The 20,238-nt window shown below is 71.8% G+C and carries 16 protein-coding genes; 7 read left to right on the top strand and 9 right to left on the bottom strand.

From position 1 onward, the window contains the following. The first annotated feature begins 123 nt into the window (after positions 1–123). The 5 genes from JQX11_RS14710 (at position 124) to JQX11_RS32465 (ending at position 6,852) form a co-directional block, all read left to right on the top strand. On the top strand, positions 124–702 hold the full coding sequence (locus JQX11_RS14710; protein WP_204925521.1) for a Jag family protein: 579 nt from the start codon (positions 124–126) through the stop codon (positions 700–702). Between the two features lie 118 nt (positions 703–820). Then, entirely contained in the window at positions 821–1,522 is a 702-nt protein-coding gene (gene rsmG / locus JQX11_RS14705; protein ID WP_232377932.1) for a 16S rRNA (guanine(527)-N(7))-methyltransferase RsmG, read from the top strand. A gap of 264 nt (positions 1,523–1,786) precedes the next feature. Continuing rightward, on the top strand, positions 1,787–3,133 hold the full coding sequence (locus JQX11_RS14700; protein ID WP_307826189.1) for a ParA family protein: 1,347 nt from the start codon (positions 1,787–1,789) through the stop codon (positions 3,131–3,133). Between the two features lie 27 nt (positions 3,134–3,160). Further along, positions 3,161–4,213, top strand: coding sequence for a ParB/RepB/Spo0J family partition protein (locus JQX11_RS14695; RefSeq protein ID WP_204925519.1), 1,053 nt, complete (start codon positions 3,161–3,163; stop codon positions 4,211–4,213). A 1,610-nt stretch (positions 4,214–5,823) separates the two neighbouring features. Continuing rightward, complete coding sequence (locus JQX11_RS32465; protein ID WP_307826188.1) at positions 5,824–6,852, top strand: hypothetical protein; 1,029 nt, start codon at positions 5,824–5,826, stop codon at positions 6,850–6,852. A gap of 50 nt (positions 6,853–6,902) precedes the next feature. On the opposite strand, the gene JQX11_RS14685 is transcribed toward JQX11_RS32465, so the two are convergent. Both JQX11_RS14685 and JQX11_RS14680 read right to left on the bottom strand, forming a co-directional pair. After that, positions 6,903–7,898, bottom strand: a complete 996-nt coding sequence (locus JQX11_RS14685) for a D-alanine--D-alanine ligase family protein (RefSeq protein WP_204925518.1) — start codon at positions 7,896–7,898, stop codon at positions 6,903–6,905. Between the two features lie 7 nt (positions 7,899–7,905). Beyond that, the gene (locus tag JQX11_RS14680) at positions 7,906–9,213 is read right to left on the bottom strand and encodes an aminotransferase-like domain-containing protein (RefSeq protein WP_204925517.1); all 1,308 of its coding nucleotides are present in this window, start codon (positions 9,211–9,213) and stop codon (positions 7,906–7,908) included. 297 nt (positions 9,214–9,510) lie between these two features. On the opposite strand from JQX11_RS14680, the gene JQX11_RS14675 reads away from it, so the two are divergent. Further along, positions 9,511–10,176, top strand: coding sequence for a GNAT family N-acetyltransferase (locus JQX11_RS14675; RefSeq protein WP_088643653.1), 666 nt, complete (start codon positions 9,511–9,513; stop codon positions 10,174–10,176). Positions 10,177–10,200: 24 nt separating this feature from the next. Here the strand turns inward: JQX11_RS14675 and JQX11_RS14670 are convergent, their stop codons facing one another. From JQX11_RS14670 to murJ, 7 genes are all read right to left on the bottom strand, one after another. Further along, entirely contained in the window at positions 10,201–11,355 is a 1,155-nt protein-coding gene (locus JQX11_RS14670) for an N-acetylmuramoyl-L-alanine amidase (protein WP_204925516.1), read from the bottom strand. A 189-nt stretch (positions 11,356–11,544) separates the two neighbouring features. Then, positions 11,545–11,868 (bottom strand): thioredoxin, encoded by a 324-nt coding sequence (gene trxA, locus JQX11_RS14665; protein ID WP_088643651.1) that lies wholly within the window; start codon positions 11,866–11,868, stop codon positions 11,545–11,547. Positions 11,869–11,904: 36 nt separating this feature from the next. Then, the gene (trxB, locus tag JQX11_RS14660; protein ID WP_204925515.1) at positions 11,905–12,855 is read right to left on the bottom strand and encodes a thioredoxin-disulfide reductase; all 951 of its coding nucleotides are present in this window, start codon (positions 12,853–12,855) and stop codon (positions 11,905–11,907) included. A 177-nt stretch (positions 12,856–13,032) separates the two neighbouring features. Beyond that, the gene (locus JQX11_RS14655) at positions 13,033–14,025 is read right to left on the bottom strand and encodes an RsmA family anti-sigma factor (RefSeq protein ID WP_204925514.1); all 993 of its coding nucleotides are present in this window, start codon (positions 14,023–14,025) and stop codon (positions 13,033–13,035) included. After that, complete coding sequence (gene sigM, locus JQX11_RS14650; protein ID WP_204925513.1) at positions 14,022–14,804, bottom strand: RNA polymerase sigma factor SigM; 783 nt, start codon at positions 14,802–14,804, stop codon at positions 14,022–14,024. The genes JQX11_RS14655 and sigM overlap by 4 nt, the downstream gene beginning before the upstream one ends. A 43-nt stretch (positions 14,805–14,847) precedes the next feature. Continuing rightward, complete coding sequence (locus tag JQX11_RS14645; RefSeq protein WP_204925512.1) at positions 14,848–16,443, bottom strand: protein kinase family protein; 1,596 nt, start codon at positions 16,441–16,443, stop codon at positions 14,848–14,850. Between the two features lie 445 nt (positions 16,444–16,888). Continuing rightward, positions 16,889–18,466 (bottom strand): murein biosynthesis integral membrane protein MurJ, encoded by a 1,578-nt coding sequence (murJ, locus tag JQX11_RS14640; RefSeq protein WP_372444595.1) that lies wholly within the window; start codon positions 18,464–18,466, stop codon positions 16,889–16,891. Positions 18,467–18,766: 300 nt separating this feature from the next. Here murJ and JQX11_RS14635 point away from each other — a divergent pair, with 300 nt between their 5' ends. Next, entirely contained in the window at positions 18,767–20,224 is a 1,458-nt protein-coding gene (locus JQX11_RS14635) for a CCA tRNA nucleotidyltransferase (RefSeq protein ID WP_204925510.1), read from the top strand. Positions 20,225–20,238 lie beyond the last annotated feature (14 nt).

The raw sequence follows: 20,238 nt of genomic DNA, 5'->3' as shown, positions 1-20,238 counted from the left end.
CGACGTGGCGGACGGGACTGCCCCCACCAGACGTGCCCGTGTCGAGCCCGGCCCCCTTCAGCCGGCCGACCCGGGAGACCAACGGACCCGACGGTCCGGCCGAGCTAGTACGGAGATGACACCGTGACCGACACCAGCATCCCCAGCGCGGACGCCTCGCTCGACGAGGAGACCGTCCCGACCGCCGTGACCGGTGAGGGTGAGCCCGCCGACGGCGGCAAGGAGAAGAAGTCCGCCGGCGAGGGTGAGTTGTTCGCCCAGAGCGAGATCGCCGCGGACTACATCGAGGGCCTGCTCGACATCCTCGACTACGACGGCGACATCGACGAGCTGGTCTCCGGCGGTCGTCCGGTCGTCGAGGTGGTCGGTGGCCGGTTGCAGAACCTCGTCGGTCAGCGGGGTGCCACCCTGGAGGCGCTCCAGGAGCTGGCCCGGCTGGCCGTGTTCCGGCAGACCGGTTCCCCGAGCCGGCTCCTACTCGACGTGGGCGGCTACCGCGCCACCCGGCGCAAGGAACTCGCCGCCGTCGCCAAGAACGCGGTGGAGAAGGTCAAGGAGCACGGCGAGCCGGTCCGGCTGGAGCCGATGTCGGCCTTCGAGCGCAAGTGCGTACACGATGTGGTCAACGCGATGAGCGGTGTGGAGAGCGAGTCCGAGGGTGTCGAGCCGACCCGGCGCATCGTCGTCCGGCCGGCGGACTGAACTGGTGCCCACCGACGACGTCACGACCGATACCGCTGCCGGCCCGGGTGCAACACCACCCGGGCCGTCGCCCGAGCGGCCCGTACCCTCGGCGCAGGACGCCGCGCTCCCGGACGAGCTGGCCGCCGCCGCGCGGACCCTCTTCGGGGACCGGCTCGACCTGGCCGTCCGGTACGCCGAACTGCTCGCCACCGACGGGGTGGTACGCGGCCTGATCGGCCCCCGCGAGGCACCCCGGATCTGGGACCGGCACCTGCTCAACTGCGCGGCCGTCGCCGAGCTGATCCCCGAGAACGCCAGCGTGATCGACGTCGGGTCCGGTGCCGGCCTGCCCGGGGTGGTGCTGGCGATCGCCCGTCCGGACCTGAACGTCGTACTGGTCGAGCCGCTGGCCCGGCGCACCTCGTTCCTCGTCGAGGCGGTGGAGCGGCTCGGACTGGCCAGGACCGTCCGGGTGTTCCGGGGGCGGGCCGACGAGGCGGCCACCGGAGCGAACGGTGTCGGCCCGTTCACCGCCGACGTGGTCACCGCCCGCGCGGTGGCACCGCTGGACCGGCTCGCCACCTGGAGCCTTCCCCTGGTCGTCCGCGGTGGACGACTGATCGCCCTCAAGGGGGCCTCCGCAGCGGACGAGATCGTCGAGCACGCCGGGGCGGTCGCCGCGCTGGGCGGAGGCGAACCGACGGTACGACTCTGCGGCGTCGATCTCCTCGACCCGCCCACGACCGTGGTGGAGGTCGTCCGGGAGCGGGTGGTCCGTGCCCCCGGCGTGAAGATGGCGCCGAAGCGGTCCCGTGGAGGCCGTAAGCGCGTCCGCTGACCCTGACCTGTCGGTGCCGAGCGCCGCGCGGCGTGGTGGGCTGCCCGACGGGTGGGGGCCACCCGGCCGTCCGGATAACGAAGATGGACCCGCCGCGCCCGTCCCCCGTAGGCTGACCGCGCGTCGATAGTGTGGGGCGGGCGGATGTTCGGGTGCACCGGATACCGATCGCCCCCGCCGGGCCGTACGCCCTGCGGTGCGAGCGCGTGTACGGCAAGCGAGACGGGGTGCGGACCGACCATCCGGAGCGGGTAGGGATGACAGGTGCATGACGACGGCAGGTACGACGACCCACGGGTGAACCGGCCCGAGGGGCCGGGCTCAGGCGTGGACCCTGTTTCACGTGAAACCGACCATCAGCAGGGCTGGACGACCGGCGGACAGCCCACGATCCGGCCGCCGGAGCGCGATCCCGGGGTACGCCGGGAGCCGCCCGCGGTGGGTGCCGCCCGTCCGGTTCCCGAGTCGTACGTGCCACCGCCTCCCGTGCAGTCCGGCCCCGACGGTCGCCCGGTCAACGCTCCGGACGACCGGACGACCACCTCGGTACGACGGAACGCGGGGGCATCCTCGCGCTTCGAGGCACCGGTGCACGGCAACACGCCGCCGGTGCCCGTACAACCCCATCCCGGCGCGGTGCCTGATGCCGTGACCATGGTCGGCGTTCCCGCTCCCGGGACCGTCGATGCGGCGGACGCCGCGTACGTTTCACGTGAAACCCCGACGCGCGAAGAGGATGATCCACCGTTGGCTATGGAGGCGATGCGCGCCGTGCAGATCCTTAATCCGAGTGGCGAGGTGACCATGCCCCGTCCCGAGCGGACCCGGGTGATGTGCGTTGCCAATCAGAAGGGCGGCGTGGGCAAGACCACGACCACGGTGAACCTGGCGGTGGCCCTGGCCCTGCACGGGAACCGCGTGTTGGTGGTCGACCTCGACCCGCAGGGCAACGCTTCCACCGGGTTGAACGTCCCGCACCATACCGGCGTGCCGGATGTCTACGACTGCCTGATCGACAGCGTGCCGCTGGCCGAGGTCGCCCAGGAGGTGGAGGGCATCCCCAACCTGTGGTGTGTGCCGGCGACCATCGACCTGGCCGGTGCCGAGATCGAGCTGGTCTCGGTGGTCGCCCGGGAGTCCCGGCTGAACCGGGCGATCGAGGCGTACCCGGGGCACTTCGACTACGTGTTCATAGACTGCCCGCCCTCCCTCGGCCTGCTGACGGTCAATGCTCTGGTGGCCGCCCAGGAGGTGCTGATCCCGATCCAGTGCGAGTACTACGCGCTGGAGGGGCTGAACCAGTTGATAAACAACATCAATCTGGTACGCCAGCACCTGAACCCGAAGCTGGCCGTCTCCACGATCCTGCTCACCATGTACGACCGCCGTACCCGGCTGGCCGACGCCGTGGAACAGGACGTCCGTAACCACTTCGGCGACAAGGTCCTCCAGGCTGTCATCCCCCGCAACGTCCGCGTGTCGGAGGCCCCGAGCTACGGGCAGTCCGTGATGACCTACGATCCCGGATCGCGGGGGGCTACGAGTTACTTCGAGGCCGCCCAGGAGATCGCCGAGCGCGGTGCCAAGGAGCCGGTGAACCGGAATGCGTAGTGCGGACGAGTCGCTGGGAGGCGTCGTATGAAGAACCGTCCCCGGGGCGGTCTGGGTAGAGGGCTCGGTGCGCTGATCCCGACCGGGCCGGTGCAGGAGAGCAGTACGGCCACGGCGACCATGCCCGTGGAGGTCGACCCGGCGCGTCCGGTGATCGAAACGTCCGCCGATCCCGTGAGCCCGGCCCCGTCGATGCCCACCCCGACGGTCAGCGCACCGCCGCAGCCTGAGGAACCCCAACTCAGCCCGGTGCCCGGTGCGCGCTTCGCGGAGATCTCCGTCGACGCGATCGTGCCGAACCCCAAGCAACCCCGGCACGTCTTCGACGAGGAGGCGTTGGAGGAGCTGAAGACCTCCATCCAGGAGGTCGGCTTTCTCCAGCCGATCGTCGTACGTCAGCTCGACGGCGAGAAGTACGAACTCGTCATGGGCGAGCGGCGCTGGCGTGCCGCCCAGGCGGTCGGCCGGGAGAGCATCCCGGCGATCGTCCGGGAAACCAAGGACGACGCGATGCTCCGGGACGCGCTCCTGGAGAACATCCACCGGGCCAACCTCAACCCGCTGGAAGAAGCCGCCGCTTACCAGCAACTGCTGGAGGAGTTCGGCGCCACCCACGAGGAACTGGCCCGCCGGATCGGACGCAGCCGTCCGCAGATCTCGAACACGATCCGACTGCTGAACCTGCCCCCTCAGGTCCAGCGGCGGGTGGCTGCCGGCGTGCTGTCGGCCGGTCACGCCCGGGCGCTGCTCAGCCTCGACGAGTCGGAGGCCCAGGAGCAGCTCGCCCTGCGCATCGTCGCCGAAGGACTCTCCGTACGGGCCACCGAGGAGATCGTCGCCCTGGCGCTCAGCGACGGCCCCACGAAGACGCCGGCTGCCAAGCGTCGGGCCAAGCCGCACGCCCCCGCGCTCACCGACCTGGCCGACCGGCTCTCCGACCGGTTCGACACCCGGGTGAAGGTGGACATCGGTCGGAGCAAGGGAAAGATCACAATCGAGTTCGCCACGGTGGACGATCTGGAACGGATCGTCGGCATCATCGGCGTCGGCGAGGAAGAGCAGGCGGAACCCGAGGACTGACGACCGTCCGGTACGCCGGTGCGGCCTGTCCGCCAGCCTCCGCCGCGCAGTCTTCACTTTCGGCCGCGTACCCGCCCGGGTACGCGGCCGGTTGCTCGTCCCGGGGAGGTGTCAGGCCGCGCGGCTGGACCGTCGGCGGCCGGCCCAGGAGGACCGGGACTCGGCGTTCGGGCAACCAGGGGGCGGTCCCTCCATACCCGCGCGCATGCGTCGGGCGGACCCTGGGACGACCTCGCCACCGCCATCGTCGGCAACAGTTGGCCCGTGGGCCGGCCTGGCGATGGGAGGCCTGATAGACGGGACTCGGGCGTTCCGGTTGGCGCGGTCAGCGGATGGCATCTGGGCAGAGGACCGCGTCCGGAGCGGTGTCCGGCTCGGCTGCTGTGGGAGAGGCGGCGGTTTTTGGTAGCGACGCCAACGAGCCATTGTCGAACGCCCGGTTTCACGTGAAACCGGGGTGGGGCGGTGGTGCCCGGCGCGTTGAGACCCCAGGGAATCGTGCCCTGATGACCCACAGGGAATCGCGCTCCAGTGAAGGGCCACCGGAGACGGTTGGAGCCGTCGGGCGCGCGGGTGGAGGCGCAGCACCGTGGGTCGGCCCCGATCCGGGGGTCGCCAGCGGGAAAAGCCGCGACGGTCGCCCCGCCCCTCCGGGTGGCGTGCCGGCCGCTCAGATCGCCTGGATCACGTTGACTATCGCAACCCACAAGTGGGTCCGTCCGGGAGGCGCAGAGGCCGACACGATTGATCTGAGGGCCGCCGCCGGCCGGTGTCCGGCGGGACGTTGGTAAGGCGGCCAGGCGTGTCCGCCGCCGCAACGTTTCACGTGGAACAGAGGCACCCGGGATGCCTGACCGCCCGCCGCCCACGAATCGCAGTCGACCCAGCGCTCCGATGTCGGGGTCGGCTCTACGGACGCATTCCCGCTCCTACCCGAACGGCGCCCCGACCGCCCTTCGATCCTCACGGCGGCTTCTTGCGAGCCAACTGCCGCGACACCTCCGCACGGGTGGTGCTCGAACCGTCAGAAGGCCGGGAGATGCCGGGAGCCGGTCCGCACCACTGCGGCAGAGTGCCAGCCCATGCGACCGAACGCGCCGTCCGGGTGCTGTTTCACGTGAAACCCGTCGACCGGTTCACTGCGGCTTCAGCACCACGGCGTCGAAGCGAGGGGGAGCGCGGTCGGCGTGGATGGCGAGCGGTCCCCACCACTAGCCATACCGGGTCGCCCTACCTCCTGGATGCGGACAGGGACCGACCCAAGAGTCGACGATCCCGGGTGTCTGTCGGGGAAAACGGCGGTCGCCCAGCAGCCCGGCCAACCCCTCGATCGTTGAAGAAGACGGACCCCTGGTTCCTGTGAACAGTGCTGTGGATGAAGCACCAGAGTTATCCACAGAAGTTTTCCACAGGCTGCACCCGTTTCACGTGAAACAGCGCGTCAGAACGCACGCCAGCCTGTGGATGACGGGGTGTGCTGGTGATCTCATCAGCCTGTGGACAACCGTCGTGACACCCCTGCCGGTCGCCTCCCGTTGACCGAAATCCCCTCATGATCAGCGGCGTTCGGGGTAGGGACAGCGGTCCTCGTCTCGGTTAGGGTCAGCGTCGTGCACGACACCCCTCCCCCCTCGGTTCCGGACTTCACCCAGTGGCCGTCGTTCCCCTTCGAAGGTGACCTCCGGGTCAAGCAGCTCGACGAGCCGGTAGCGGTCGAGCCTCCCCGCAAGGGCGAAGGGCTCCGGGAATGCATCGCCTGCAACGCGCCGGACGACGCGTACATCTGGGTGGGTGAACGCTGGCGGGTGCGGGCGATGGACCGTCCCACCGGCCTGCCGATGGTGCTCATCCTGGAGTCGCGGTCCCACCTCGACCTGGGCGACCTGCCCAACCTGCTCGCGGCCGAACTCGGGGTGATGACGGTTCGGCTGGAGCGCGCCATCCGCTCGCTGGACGGTGTCGCCCGGGTGCACGTGAACCGGTGGGGCGACGGGTCCGCCCACCTGCACATGTGGTTCCTGGCCCGGCCGTATGGTCGGCTTCAACTGCGCGGCACGTTCCTGTCGCTCTGGGACTCGATCCTGCCCCCGATCTCGGAATCCCGGTGGCGGGAAAACCTCGCGCACGTCGCGGCCTGGCTGGCCGAGTTCGGTGGACGCCCGCTCGCCGAGCCGCCGCGCATCCAGTGGCAGACGCCCTCCAGCATCGCCGCGCAGTCGTCGGCCGAGGCTGCGGCCGCAGCCGCCGAGGAAGCCGTCTCGGTGATCGAGTCGGCGGAGGAGACCCCGCTCCCGGTCACGGAGAACGAGCCCGCCCCGGACCTGACCCGCACCGGGGCGGGAGCACTGGCCGACACCGTGGCGGAACACACGGCGTCGGGGGAAGATGCGGCGGAAGTACCGAGCAACGGCACCCCGGGCGACGACCCCGACCCGGAGACGGGCCGGGACGCCGACGGTCAGTCCGCCGAGGCCACAGCCCAGCCGGACAGCATGTCCGAGAGTGCCGGTACCGATTCGGTGCCGAGCGGTCCCGACGGTCCGGCGACGGACGCCACCGGGACGACCGCGACCGACGAGCCGGCCGGAACCGGGGAGGACAGCAGCGGAACCGTCACCCGGGACACCGTCCGACCCTGACGGACCGCCGGCCGGAAGCCGGCCGACAGCGGCGGGTCAGGAGCGGCGGGTCAGGAGCGGCGGGTGGCAGCCCGACCGACGAGCGTGCCGAGGACCTGGCCGAGGTCGAGCCCGGCCGCCTGGACCGCCAACGGCAGCAGCGACGTCTCCGTCATACCGGGTGAGACGTTGACCTCCAGCACGTGCGGCTGGCCGTCCCCGTCGACGATCAGGTCGACGCGGGACAGGTCACGCAGCCCGAGCGCGGTGTGCGCGGCCAGCGCCACCTGGGCCACCGCACCGGCGACGGCCGGGTCGAGCCGGGCCGGCGCGTGCCAGGTGGTACGGCCGGCGGTGTAGCGGGCCGCGTAGTCGTACACGCCGTTGCGGGGGACGATCTCCACCGGCGGCAGCGCCTGCGGTCCGTCGCCCAGGTCGAGCACGGACACCGCGACGTCCATCCCGGCCACGTACCGTTCGACCAGCGCCGTCGAGTCGTACGCGAAGCAGCCGACCATCGCGGCCGGGAGGGCGGCGGCGTCCTTGACCACGGCGGCGCCGAGGCCCGAACCGCCCTGCGTCGGCTTGACCATCAGCGGCAGCCCGAGCCGGTCCACGATCCGGTCGAGCACCGCCACCGCACCCAGCTCGGAGAAACGGTCGTGCGGCAGGGCCACCCAGTCGGGGGTGGGGATGCCGTTCTCCCGCAGCACCGCCTTCGCCGACGGCTTGTCCCAGGCCAGTCGGGCGGCCCGCGCGTCACAGCCGACGTAGGGCGCGTCGCAGAGGTCGAGCACACCCCGCAGCGAACCGTCCTCGCCGGTCGCGCCGTGCAGGGCGATCACCACGGCGTCGGGCGGGTCGGCGGCCAGCGCGGGCAGCAACGCCACGTCGGCGTCCCGCAGCTCCGCCTCCACCCCGGCGCTGCGCAACGCGTCGAGGACCCGCCGGCCGGACCGCAGGGAGACGTCCCGCTCGTAGGACAGGCCGCCGGCGAGCACGAGCACGTGCAGGTCGGCGGCGGCGGAACCGGTCACGAGGGAGCGCTCGACGGGGGTGACAGCCATCCCGGAATCATGCCAAGTCGGGGCCGGGGACGTCCGGACCACCCCGCCGGCTCCCGGTCGGCGTGACCGCACCGAAGACCTGCCGCATGGCCAGCTCCTGCTCCATCACCCGGGCCAGCCGGCGCACCCCCTCGCGGATCCGCTCCGGGGTGGGGAAGGAGAAGTTGAGCCGCATGTTGCCGGTGCCGGTGCCGTCGGCGTAGAAACCGGTCCCCGGCACGTAGGCGACCCGGGCGGCGATGGAACGCGGCACCATGGCCTTGGCGTCCAGCCCGTCGGGCAGGGTGGCCCAGACGAACAGCCCGCCGGTGGGCCTGGTCCAGGTGGTTCCCTCGGGCATCTGGTCGTGCAGCGCGCCGAGCAGCGCGTCCCGCCGCTCGCGGTAGATCTCCCGGTAGACCTTCAGCTGTTCGCGCCAGGGCATCGTCGACAGGTACGTCGAGACGGCGGCCTGCGCGAAGGCGCTGGGGCAGAGGATCTGCGCCTCGCTGGCGATGACCAGCTTGTCGCGGACGGCGTGCGGGGCGAGGATCCAGCCCACCCGTAGCCCGGGGGCGAAGGTCTTGGAGAAGGTGCTCAGGTAGAACACCCCGTCGCGGCGGCGGGCCCGCAGCGGCGCGGGCGCGTCGCCCTCGAAACCCAGCTGGCCGTACGGGTCGTCCTCGACCACCAGCAGGCCGGCCCGCTCGCAGATGTCGAGCACCCGTTCCCGCCGCTCGTCGCTCAGCGTCACGCCGGCCGGGTTCTGGTAGGTGGGGATGGTGTAGAGGAACTTGACCCGACGGCCGGCACGGGCCTGGTCGGCGATGGCCACCTCCAGGGCCTCCGGGATCAGCCCGTCGTCGTCCATCGGCACGTGCACGACCTGGGCCTGGGCGGCCTGGAACACCCCGAGTGCGCCGACGTACGTCGGACCCTCGGCGAGCACCACGTCACCCGGGTCGAGGAAGAGCCGGGCCACCAGGTCGAGCGCCTGCTGCCCGCCGACGGTGACCACCACGTCGTCGGGGGAGGCGCCGCAGGAGGCGTCGATGCCGGAGAGCGCCATCACCTCGCAGATCCGCTCGCGCAGCTCCAGGCTGCCCTGGCCGATGCCGTACTGGAGGGTGGTGGAACCGAACTCGGAGCCGAGCCTGCCGAGCATCTCGCCGACCGCGTCGAGCGGCAGCGCGGCGATGTAGGGTGCGCCACCGGCGAGCGAGACGACCTCCGGCCGGCTGGCGACCGCGAAGAGGGCCCGGATCTCCGAGGCGGTCATGCCCCGGACCCGCCGGGCGTACCGGTCGGTGTAGTCGTCGAGCGTCGTGCCGGTCATGACATCACCTCGATCGGGTGTCGGTCGGGCTCCCGCCCGCTGGGGTACCCGCGGTGCCGGCGACCATGGCGGCGCGGGACGCCGGTCGGCCGATCGTAGTCCCCGTTCGGCAGATTGCCGGTCACGATCCGGGTCGGGTCCACATCCCGGACGTCCCGTCCCCGTCCCGGGTGGCCATTCGCGCGTCCCCTCCCGTACGGTCGCCAGTCGGCGTACGATCGCTCGTCGGGGACGCAGCGGGCGATGCTGCCGCCGCGGGCTGGTCTCGCCTCCGAGCCTAAGTGTGGGGATGCTCTGATGTCGCGACGTCTGGTCAGTCTGACCCTGGACACCCTGGAAGACCTGCCTCGCCCGTGCCGGCAGTGCGTCTACTGGGAGTTGGACCCGGTCTCCGCCGAGCGGGCCTGCGCGAACGGCGACCCGGGGCTGGAGAAGGAGGCGTGGGTCTCCCAGACGCTCCTGGAGTGGGGTTCCTGCGGCAAGCTGGCGTACGTCGACGGGATGCCGGCCGGGTTCGTGATGTACGCGCCGCCGGCCTACGTACCCCGGTCGATGGCGTTTCCGACCTCGCCGGTCTCGGCGGACGCCGCGCTGCTGATGACCGCCAACGTGGTGCCGGCCTTCGCCGGGGGCGGGTTGGGCCGGATGCTGGTGCAGGGTGTCGCCCGGGACCTGACCAAGCGGGGCATCAAGGCGATCGAGGCGTTCGGCGACGCGAAGTTCGGTGACGAGCCGGACGACACCCGGGCCTGCGTCGCCCCGACCGACTTCTTCCTCTCGGTGGGCTTCAAGACGGTCCGCCCGCACCCCCGCTACCCGCGCCTGCGCCTGGAGCTGCGCACCGCGCTGAGCTGGAAGTCCGACGTCGAGTACGCGCTGGAGAAGCTGCTCGGCTCGATGAGCCCGGAGAGTCTGCTGCGGCCGGTGCGCCCCGCCCCGGCCACCCGCTCCAGCGCCGGCTGAGCGGGCCGCGCCCGGGGTGCCGGCTCAGTCCCGGACCGCTCCTGCCGCCACCACCGCGCGGAGCGCGCTGACGTCGATCGAGCCGGTCGGCACGTCCCGTTCGACGGGGAAGAACATCCGCTGTACGGCCGCCACGAGCGCCTCGACGATCCGGTCCCGGAACCGGGGGTCGACCAGCCGGGCCCGGTCCTGCGGCGAGGTCAGGTAGCCCACCTCGACCCGCACGGCGGGCATCCTGGTCAGCCGCAGCAGGTCCCACGCCTTGGCGTGGGTACGGCAGTCGCGCAGCCCGGTCCGCGCCACGATCTCCCGCTGTACCAGCCCGGCGAGGCGTTCCCCGGTGGCCGAGGTGACGCCGTTGTCGGTGCCGTAGTGGTAGGTGGCGACCCCGTCGGCGGCCGGGTTGACGTGACCGTCGGTGTGCAGCGAGATGAACGCGTCGGCACCGAGGGAGTTGGCCAGCTCCGCCCGGTCGATGTCCGGCAGGCAGGTACGGGGCGCGGGGCCCCGGGTCAGCTGCACCCGGACGCCGGCTGCGGCGAGCCGCCCCTCCAGCCGGCTGGCCAGGTCGTGCACCAGGTCCGCCTCGGTCCAGCGCAGCGTCCCGTCGGGCACCACCACCCCCGGGTCGGTGCCGCCGTGGCCGGGGTCGATGACCACGGTGCGCCCGACCAGGGTCGGGCCGGACTGTCGGATCGCGTCGGATTCGCGCAGCCACTGGGGGCGTCCGCCGACCACCTTGCGGCCGAGCCGGCGCAGCGCGCCCATCGTGTACGGCCCGCAGGAGCCGTCCGGTTTCAGCCCCACCTCCCGCTGGAACTGCGCCACCGCCCGCGAGGTGCGTACGCCGTAGACGGCGTCCGCGCCGCCGACGTCGTACCCCATCTCCAGCAGGCGTTCCTGCAGCGACCGGACGTCCTCGCCGATCAGCGGGTCGGGCACCGCGTGGTAGAGGGTGCGGGCGCCGAGCCGCCAGCGGGCGGCGTCCAGGGCCCGCCAGGTCTCGGCACCGACCCGCCCGTCCGCGCTGAGCCCACGGGACTGCTGGAAGGCCCGGACGGCCCGTTCGGTGGCGGCGTCGAACTCGTCGCCGGGCGCGGCGAGAAGGTCCAGGCCGGTCAGGACGGCACGGATCTCGGTCACTGCCGGTCCACGGTCACCAGGTCGGATCGGACGCACGCAGGACCCCCTCAGAGGTTGGCTGCCGGGCACCTTCGATGACGGCCACGCTTGCGCGTCCGGTAGGACCAGCGCTTACGGAGCGTACCGTGACCGGTTGCCGCCGGCCGGGGGTTCGTGCAGGTCAGGGCCCGGAACAGCCAGAACCCCGCACCCGGTGGGGTGCGGGGTTCCCGGTGGGGTGCGGGGTTACAGCGCCGACTCGATCAGCCGGACCAGCTCGCCCTTCGGCTTGGCACCGGCGATCGACTGCACCGGCTCGCCGTTCTTGAAGATGGTGAGGGTCGGCACGGACATCACCCGGTAGGCGCGGGCGGTCTCCGGGTTCTCGTCGATGTTGAGCTTGACGATGGTGACCTGGCCGGCCATCTCGCCGGCGATCTCCTCCAGCAGCGGTGAGACCTTGCGGCACGGCCCGCACCACTCGGCCCAGAAGTCCACCAGGACCGGCTTGTCGGACTTGAGCACGTCAGCGGTGAAACTGGCGTCGGTGACGACCTTGGTCGCTCCCACTATGACCCTCCTTCTCAGTTGTGGTGTTGCAGTCGTTCAGCTCAGGGTGGCGATGAACCGCTCGGCGTCGAGGGCGGCGGCACAGCCGGTGCCGGCGGCGGTGATCGCCTGCCGGTAGGTGTGGTCGACCACGTCACCGGCGGCGAAGACGCCCGGCACGCTGGTACGGGTGCTCGGCGACTGCACCTTCACGTAACCCTCGTCGTCCAGCTCGACCTGGTCGCGGAAGAGTTCGCTGCGCGGGTCGTGGCCGATCGCCACGAACACGCCCGTCACGTCGAGCACCTTGACGTCGCCGGTGTGCACGTTGCGGACCCGGACGCCGGTCACCTTGCCGTCGGCGCCGAGCACCTCCTCGACGGTGCTGTTCCACTCCACCCGGATCTTGTCGTTGCTCAGCGCGCGGTCGGCCATGATCTTGCTGGCCCGGAACGAGTCGCGCCGGTGAATGATGGTGACCGACTCGGCGAACCGGGTGAGGAAGCTGGCCTCCTCCATCGCGGAGTCGCCGCCGCCGACCACCACGATGTGCTGGTTGCGGAAGAAGAACCCGTCACAGGTGGCGCAGGACGACACGCCGTGGCCCAGGTACTCCTGCTCACCCGGCACGCCCAGCGGACGCCAGGCCGAGCCGGTGGAGAGGATGACGGCCTTCGCCCGGTAGGCGGTCTGCCCGACCCACACGGTGCTGACCGCGTCGGAACCGGTGTCGCCGGTGTCCTTCAGCTCGACCCGGGTGACGTCGTCGGTCAGGAACTCCGCACCGAACCGCTCGGCCTGCTTGCGCATGTTGTCCATCAGCTCGGGGCCGAGGATGCCGTCGGCGAAACCGGGGAAGTTCTCCACCTCGGTCGTGGTCATCAACGCACCGCCGGACTGCACACCCTCGATCACGAGTGGCTTGAGGTTGGCGCGTGCGGCGTAGACCGCCGCCGTGTACCCGGCCGGCCCGGAGCCGATGATGATCAGGTTGCGGACCTCGTCCACTGCCGTCTCCCGATGTGTGTGTACGACATCGGCGGCGCACCGACGTCGATCCGAGCGCCGACGGTTCAACGACGTCGGCGGCTGACTTGCAGAACGTCATCGTACGAACCGGGGATTCCCGGACCGGTCGTCCGGTGGGTCACGTCACGCGATGCGGGACGAGCGGTGACCGGGACCTCACCCTACCCGCGACTGGTAGCGGGTGTCCGCGCCGGACCCCGGCACACCGCACTCCGCGCCGCTCACCCACGCCCACCGCGCCCCGGTGGAATCGGCGAAGTGGACGACCAGCGCCGGCTCACCGTTGAACGTGGCGTAGTCGACCACCTCGACGGTGAGCGGCCCACGCTGGTGCGCGGACGCGATGTCGGCGAGGCAGGCGTCGAGCGCCGTCCGCCCGGTCAGCCGGTCCAGCCCGGCGGGGGCGGCGAGCCGTTTGCTCTCCGGCGCGCCGGGGCTGATCTGGGTGGTGACCCCCGGTTCGTCACCGGGTTGGAGGCCCGGCGGGGTGACGGGTTGGACCATCGGGGCCGCCGTGGTGCCCCGCAGCGTCGACGGGGACCAGTCGACGCCGCTGCGCCGGGTCTCACCGCTGAACCGGAACCCACCCTCCGCGCGCTCCTGCGCCGGGCCGGCCAGCGAGGTGGCCGCGTCCCGGTCGGCGGTGCCGTCGACCAGGTGGGCGACGCCGAAACCCACCGCCGCCAGCGACGCCGCGGCGAGGGTGACCGGCCCGGCCAGCCGCGCCCAGCGTCGCCGCCGACCGGGGCCCGACGGATCGGCACGCCCCTCGTCGGGACGACCGCCGGGGGCACGCCGACCGCCCGGCTGCGTCGGCACCGGCCCGGCTGCCCGGACCGGCCGGACATCGCCCGGTGCGGCCCGGCGGGGCGTCGCATCATCGTCGGCGGCCGGACCGGCACCGGCGAGTACGGCAGTGAGCCGCTCCACCACGGCCAGCGGCATCTCCGGTGCGGCGGCCCCCCAACCGGCCAACGCGTCGTGCACCCGGGCCACGGCGGGCGTCAGGACGGCGTACGCGTCGGCCCAGGCCGGATCCTCGGTCACCAGGCGGGCGACGACGGTGTGCTCCGGGGTGCCGTCCAGTGCCCCGCCCACATAGTCGGCGAGCAGGTCGTGGTCGACCTCCCTGAACTCCCGGCCGGTCACGGCTCCTCCTGGATGGCGTCCCGCCGGGCCTGCCCCGACCCCGATCGGACGTCGCTGGCCGGCTGCCGGTTCCCGGGTGTGACGTCGGGAACGTCCCGACCCGTCCGGCGGGGCCCGTCCGCCGTGGCCGACCCGACCGGGGGGTGGTCCCCGCCGGTGCGCAGGTGCCCCAGCACGCCGGCCAGCCGGGCCCGGCCCCGGGCGCACCGGCTCTTCACCGTGCCCTCGGCCACGCCGAGGATCCGGGCGACCTCGGCGACCGGGTAGCCCTGCACGTCCACCAGGATCAGCGCGGCCCGCTGCTCGACCGGCAACCCGGCCAGCGCCTGGCGTACCACCAGGGCGGTGTCGTGGTCGGTGGCCGGGGCTGCCGGTTCGACGCCACCGGTCCCCCGGACGTCGTCGGTGTGGTTGCCGTCGGGCAGCGGGACGGTGGGGTGCGCCTGCCGACGGCGGAGCCGGTCCAGGCAGGCGTTGACCACGATCCGGTGCAGCCAGGTGGTGACGGCGGAGTCGCCCCGGAACCGGCCGGCGGCGCGGTGGGCGGAGAGCAGCGCGTCCTGGAGGGCGTCGGCCGCCTCCTCCCGGTCGCCCGTGGTCCGCAGGGCCACCGCCCAGAGCCGGTCGCGGTGCCTGTGGAACAGTTCGGTGAAGGCGTCCCGGTCACCGGCGACGTGGGCGCGGAGCAGGTCCAGGTCGGTGGTCTCGGGGTGCGACACCACGACCGACGCCGGCCCACCGGTCGCCGGGTCGGGTGACTGCCCGCCGCGACCGACCATCACCACGTCCGGCGGAGGCGGTGACGGGGTCGCGGCCGGCGGATCACGATCCCTGGACCGAGATCTCCTGGACGCCCAGCTTGAAGCCCCGCTCGGTGGAGGGCAGCTCGGTGATCCAGAAGAGCAGGTACTGGTATTTCTGCTCGGGGTCGAAACCGTCGAAGGCCATCTTGGTGCCGTCGTGCTGCTCGAACGGCTGGCCGATCCGGGTCTTGAAGCCCTTGACCAGGTCCTTGTCGCCCTGCGAGGTGGACGGGAAGTCGCCGTTGCCGGTGAACAGCGCGGCGGAGACGCCGGAGTCCGACAGGGTGGCGGTGAGCGACTTGACCGTGTGCGGGGCACCGAGGTCGATCCAGACCCCCATGCCCTTCTTGTAGTTGCTGAATTTGGCCGAGTAGTAGGTGTCGGTCTCCCAACCCTTGTCCTCGTCGCCGTCCATCATCTTCTCGGCGTCGTCCAGCTCGTTGCGCTGCCGGCTGTCCGGGTCGATGATCCGGATGTCCTGGATGGCGAGCTTGCGCACCACGGGGGCCGGGGTGGCGTCGCCGGCCGGCGCGCTGTTGGAGGGGCGGGCCACCGGCTCGGTCTCGGGGCTGTCGTCGCCGCCCAGGGTGGTGATGCCGATGAGCAGGCCGACGAGGGCGACCGCCAGCAGCCCGGCGATGCCGATCGCGACCTTCCGGCCGCCTGCGGCGGCCAGCGGTGAACGGTCCTCGACGCCGTCGGCGGTGAACCGGATGGTGCCGGTCTGGTCGAGGAAGTGGTCCTCGGCGGGGATGTCGAGGCGACCCAGCTCGGCGGAGAGCACGTCCGACGACGGCGGGGCGATCTCGGCGTCGAGCAGGTCCATCGTCAGGTCGTCGAGGTACGCCGGCACGCCGGCCCGGACCTGCCGGGGGGCGGCGATGGCGCCGCTGGCGTCGCGGACGGCGTCCGGGATGGCGGCCCGGCCGTGGCCGGCGGTCGCGCCGCGCAGCGGGGCCTCGGCGTGCGGCCAGTGCCCGGTGAGGGCGAAGTAGAGGACGCCACCCACCGCGCGGATGTCGGCTTCCTGGCTGTCGTCGCCGTCGGTGCGGGCGTCGGCCAGGACCACCCGGCCGTCGTCGCTGATCATCACGGTGCCGGGGTGCACGTTGCCGTGGACCATCCCGGTGGCGTGCACGGCGGCGAGGGCGCTGGCGACCGCGTTGCCGACGGCGGTGGCCCGGGCCGGGTCCATCGGCCCTTCGGCGACCAGCTCACGCAGGGAGCGACCGTCGACCCACTCCCGGACGACGTACGCCCGGACGTCCTCGTCGATCGCGTCGTAGACGCCGACCAGGTTGGGGTGGATGACCCGGCTGGCCGCCACGGCGGCTTGGAGCATCTCGGTGGCCGAGTCGCCGCCGGGGTAGCGGAGCACCACCGCCACGGGTCGGCGCAGGATGACGTCGACCCCCCGCCAGACCAGGCGCCCGGCACTGTCGTTGTTGATGTGCTCGACCAGCTCGTACCGCTCGGCGAGGATCTCACCGGCCGTGGGAGCACCGAAGGTCATGACCGGAGGAGCAGTTTCCTCCGCCTCCTGACCCTCGCCGACCTGGGTCACCCGTCCTCCCTCGGTGATCGTGTCGATCGATGGACCCGCGCTGCTGGGCATGTGGCTTCCCGCTCCGCCGTCGCTGGAACCGACCGGCGGCGTCGACTCGGGCGTCGGCCACCTGCCGTGTCCGTCGACAGCGACCTTACCCGGACCGCCCGTCATACCGACATGTCATCTTCCCGCCGCGCTCGACGGCCTGTCGCATATGGGGTGGAAAGTCCGTTTAACGCCACTCTCTCCCACGTTGCTGACACATGTACTGGCCAATCTAGACGCCCGTCGCAAACCGTCGACCTCCGGGCCGACCCACCGGGAACGATCCGGTGTCGGCAGGTCTGGTTCCCGCCGAACGGTCGTACATGCTCAGCCTTACGGTTGGTTATCCACAGCCCTTTACGGTGACTGAGCGGGCAATCACCAAGTTATCCACAGGCGTGTCCCCAGGCTGGTGATCCTCGTTCACCCTGCGTGTCCCCTGCCCGGCTGCGGGCTGGCCGGCGGCTCAGCGGCCGAGCCGCCGGCGCACCATCGCGACCACCTCGGTGATCTCGCCGATCCGCAGCACCATCGCCAGGCCCAGGTACGTCCCGCCGATCACCGCCCCGCCGAGCACCAGCCGCACCGCCGCCGCCAGCCGGCTCAGGTTCTCCGGGTCGCCGGGCAGCAGGTTGACCACCAGCAGGCCGACCAGCGCCGCGCCGAGCGCCGCCACCAGCACCTTGCCCATGGTCCGCATGATCCGGCCCAGCCCGATCCGGCCCACCCGGGGCCGCAGCAGCATCGCCGAGAGCACCGCCGCCGCCACGTACGAGATGGCGTTGCCGAGCATCATGCCGGCCGCCGCGAAGGTGGCCGAGAAGGTGACGAAGACCCCGATCTGCACGGCCACCCGCAGGATCACCACCGGGATGTTGACCAGCGCCGGGGTACGGGTGTCCGGCAACGCGTAGAAGGCGAAGGTGAACAACTGGCTGATCGCGAACGGCACCAGACCCAGCGCGGCGACCAGCAGCACCAGCGAGGTGGCCAGCGCGTTGTCACCGTTGAACGCGCCGTACTGGAAGACCACCACGGAGACCGGGCCGGCCAGCACCGCGTAGCAGACCGCGATCGGCGCGAGCACCGCCGTCACCATCCGGGTGCCCCGGGACAGGTCGGCGGTGACGTCGGTGAACCGGCCCTCGGCGGCGGCGGCGCTCATCCGGGGCATCAGCGCCGTGATGATCGAGACGGCGATGATGCCGTGCGCCATCATCAGCAGCAGGAAGACGTTGTTGTAGATCAGCAGGCCGGCGTTGTTCTCGTCGCCACCGGCGGCCCGGGTGAGCAGGTTGACCACCACGAACAGGCCGAGCTGGTTGACCGCGACGTAGCAGAACATCCAGCCACCGAGCCGGGCCAGCTCACGCAGCCCCAGCTCGCGGAAGTCGAACCGCAGCTTCCACCGGAACCCGACCTTGCGCAGCGCCGGCAGCAGCCCGGCCGCCTGCACCGCCACGCCGAGCAGGGTGCCCCCGCCGACCAGCAGGACGCGCTCCCAGCCGATGTCCTCCGGGCCCAGCGCCCGCGCGCCGTACACCGCGATGTAGAGGCCGAACGTGCCGATGACGACCAGGTTGTTCAGGATCGGCGCCCACATCGGCGCGGCGAAGTGCCCCCGGGTGTTCAGCACCGCCGCGATCAACGCGCTGACGCCGGTGAAGAACAGCATCGGCAGCATCAGATAGGACAGGTTGGTGACCAGGCTCGTGTACGCCGCGTTCTTGCCGCCGGCGTAGAGCGTGGTCAGGGTCGAGGCCAGCAGCAGGGCCAGCACCACGGTGACCGCGAGGGCCAGCACCGCGAGGGTCAGCAGCCGCTGGGCGTACGCCTCGCCCCGGTCCGGGTCGGCCTTGCTGCGGCGTACCAGCACCGGGATCAGCACGCTGGTCAGCACGCCGCCGAGCAGGAACTCGTACACCTGGTTGGGCAGGAACTGGGCGGTGGTGAACGCGTCGCCGACGGCGCTGCCCAGCGCGGCGCCGATCATCAGGTTCCGGATGAAGCCGGTGCCCCGGCTGACCAGGCTGCCGACCGCCATCACCGCGCTGTTCGCCGCCGCGCTGGTCTCGGCGACCACCTCCTGCGGCGGCGCGGTCGCCTCCACCCCCGGCTGGTTCAACGGCTCGGCGGAGATGAAGGTCGCCCCGTCGTACGGCCGGGGACCGTCACCCCCCTGCGCGGCGTTCGCGCTGCGGTAGAGCCCGCCGCTCATCTCCAGCCTCCCGGGGGTACGTCGGAGCCGGCACCGGTCCGCACGTCCATGACCATAGTCAACCCGTACCCGACACCCGCGCCCGGCGGATCGGTTCCCGTCCCCGCCCGATAGGCTGGCGATCCCATGTCCGAAGCCTCCACACCCCACGCCGCCGCACGCCGTGAACTCACCACCGTGCAGCGCAACGCCGTCGCCGAACTGCTCCGCGTCTCCCCGGTCGCCGACGAACTGGGCCGCCGGTTCGCCCGCGCCGGGCACGAACTGCACCTGGTGGGTGGGTCCGTCCGTGACGCCCTGCTCGGTCGGCTCGGCGACGACCTGGACTTCTGCACCGACGCCCACCCCGAGCAGACGCTACGGATCGTCCGGGGCTGGGCCGAGTCGATCTGGGAGACCGGTCGGGAGTTCGGCACCATCGGCTGCCAGCGCGACGGCCTCCGGCTGGAGGTCACCACCTTCCGTGCGGAGGCGTACGACCAGGTCAGCCGCAACCCCGTCGTCGAATACGGCACGAACCTCACCGACGACCTGAAGCGGCGGGACTTCACCGTCAACGCGATGGCGGTCAGCCTCCCCGACCACCGGTTCACCGACCCGTACGGCGGGCTGGACGACCTGGCCGCGAAGATCATCCGTACTCCCGGCACGCCCGCCGAGTCGTTCGGCGACGACCCGCTGCGGATGCTGCGGGCCGCCCGGTTCGCCGCCCAGCTCTGCTTCGCCGTCCACCCCGACGTGCGGGCGGCGATGGTGGCGATGGCCGCCGACCTGGACCGGATCACCGCCGAGCGGGTCCGCGACGAGTTCACCAAGCTGCTGTGCGGCACCGACCCGATCACCGGGCTGCGGCTGCTCGTCGACACCGGGTTGGCCGACCGGTTCCTGCCCGAACTGACCGGCCTCAAGCTCACCATCGACGAGCACGCCCAGCACAAGGACGTCTACGAGCACACCCTGACCGTGGTGAGCAACGCGGTGTCGTACGAGACGGACGGCTGCGACTTCGTGCTGCGGATGGCCGCGCTCATGCACGACGTCGGCAAGCCGGCCACCAAGGCGGTCGGTCCGGACGGTCGGGTCAGCTTCCACCACCACGAGGTGGTCGGTGCCCGGCTGACCAAGAACCGGATGAAGGCGCTGCGCTACCCGAAGGACGTCACCTCCCAGGTCACCAAGCTGGTCGGCCTGCACCTGCGGTTCTACGGCTACGGCCGGGGCGAGTGGACCGACTCGGCCGTGCGCCGGTACGTCACCGACGCCGGTGACCTGGTGGACCGGCTGCACAAACTGACCCGCTCCGACTGCACCACCCGCAACCGGCGTAAGGCGGCCCAGCTCGCCGCCGACTACGACGCGCTGGAGGAACGGATCACCCGGATCGCCGCCGAGGAGGACCTGGCCCGGGTCCGGCCCGACCTGGACGGCAACGCGATCATGGAACTGCTCGGGGTGCCGCCGGGGCCGGTGGTCGGCCGGGCCTGGCAGCACCTCAAGGAACTGCGGCTGGAACGCGGCCCGCTCGACCGCGACGAGGCCGAGGCGGAACTGCGGCGCTGGGCCGCCGAGCAGGGCCTGAGCTGACCTGAACGACCCGA

This window comes from Micromonospora humida (assembly GCF_016901255.1).
Taxonomy (GTDB): Bacteria; Actinomycetota; Actinomycetes; order Mycobacteriales; family Micromonosporaceae; genus Micromonospora; species Micromonospora wenchangensis.
This window is presented reverse-complemented; position numbering and strand designations above follow the sequence as displayed.

Coding starts and splice junctions, on each gene's coding strand:
- murJ (WP_372444595.1), bottom strand. CDS start 18,466: ATGGCGGTCGGCAGCCTGGTCAGCCGGGGCACCGGCTTCATCCGGAAC.
- JQX11_RS14645 (WP_204925512.1), bottom strand. CDS start 16,443: ATGCCCAGCAGCGCGGGTCCATCGATCGACACGATCACCGAGGGAGGA.
- JQX11_RS14680 (WP_204925517.1), bottom strand. CDS start 9,213: ATGACCGGCACGACGCTCGACGACTACACCGACCGGTACGCCCGGCGG.
- JQX11_RS14675 (WP_088643653.1), top strand. CDS start 9,511: ATGTCGCGACGTCTGGTCAGTCTGACCCTGGACACCCTGGAAGACCTG.
- JQX11_RS14635 (WP_204925510.1), top strand. CDS start 18,767: ATGTCCGAAGCCTCCACACCCCACGCCGCCGCACGCCGTGAACTCACC.
- sigM (WP_204925513.1), bottom strand. CDS start 14,804: ATGGTCGGTCGCGGCGGGCAGTCACCCGACCCGGCGACCGGTGGGCCG.
- JQX11_RS14695 (WP_204925519.1), top strand. CDS start 3,161: ATGAAGAACCGTCCCCGGGGCGGTCTGGGTAGAGGGCTCGGTGCGCTG.
- JQX11_RS14685 (WP_204925518.1), bottom strand. CDS start 7,898: ATGGCTGTCACCCCCGTCGAGCGCTCCCTCGTGACCGGTTCCGCCGCC.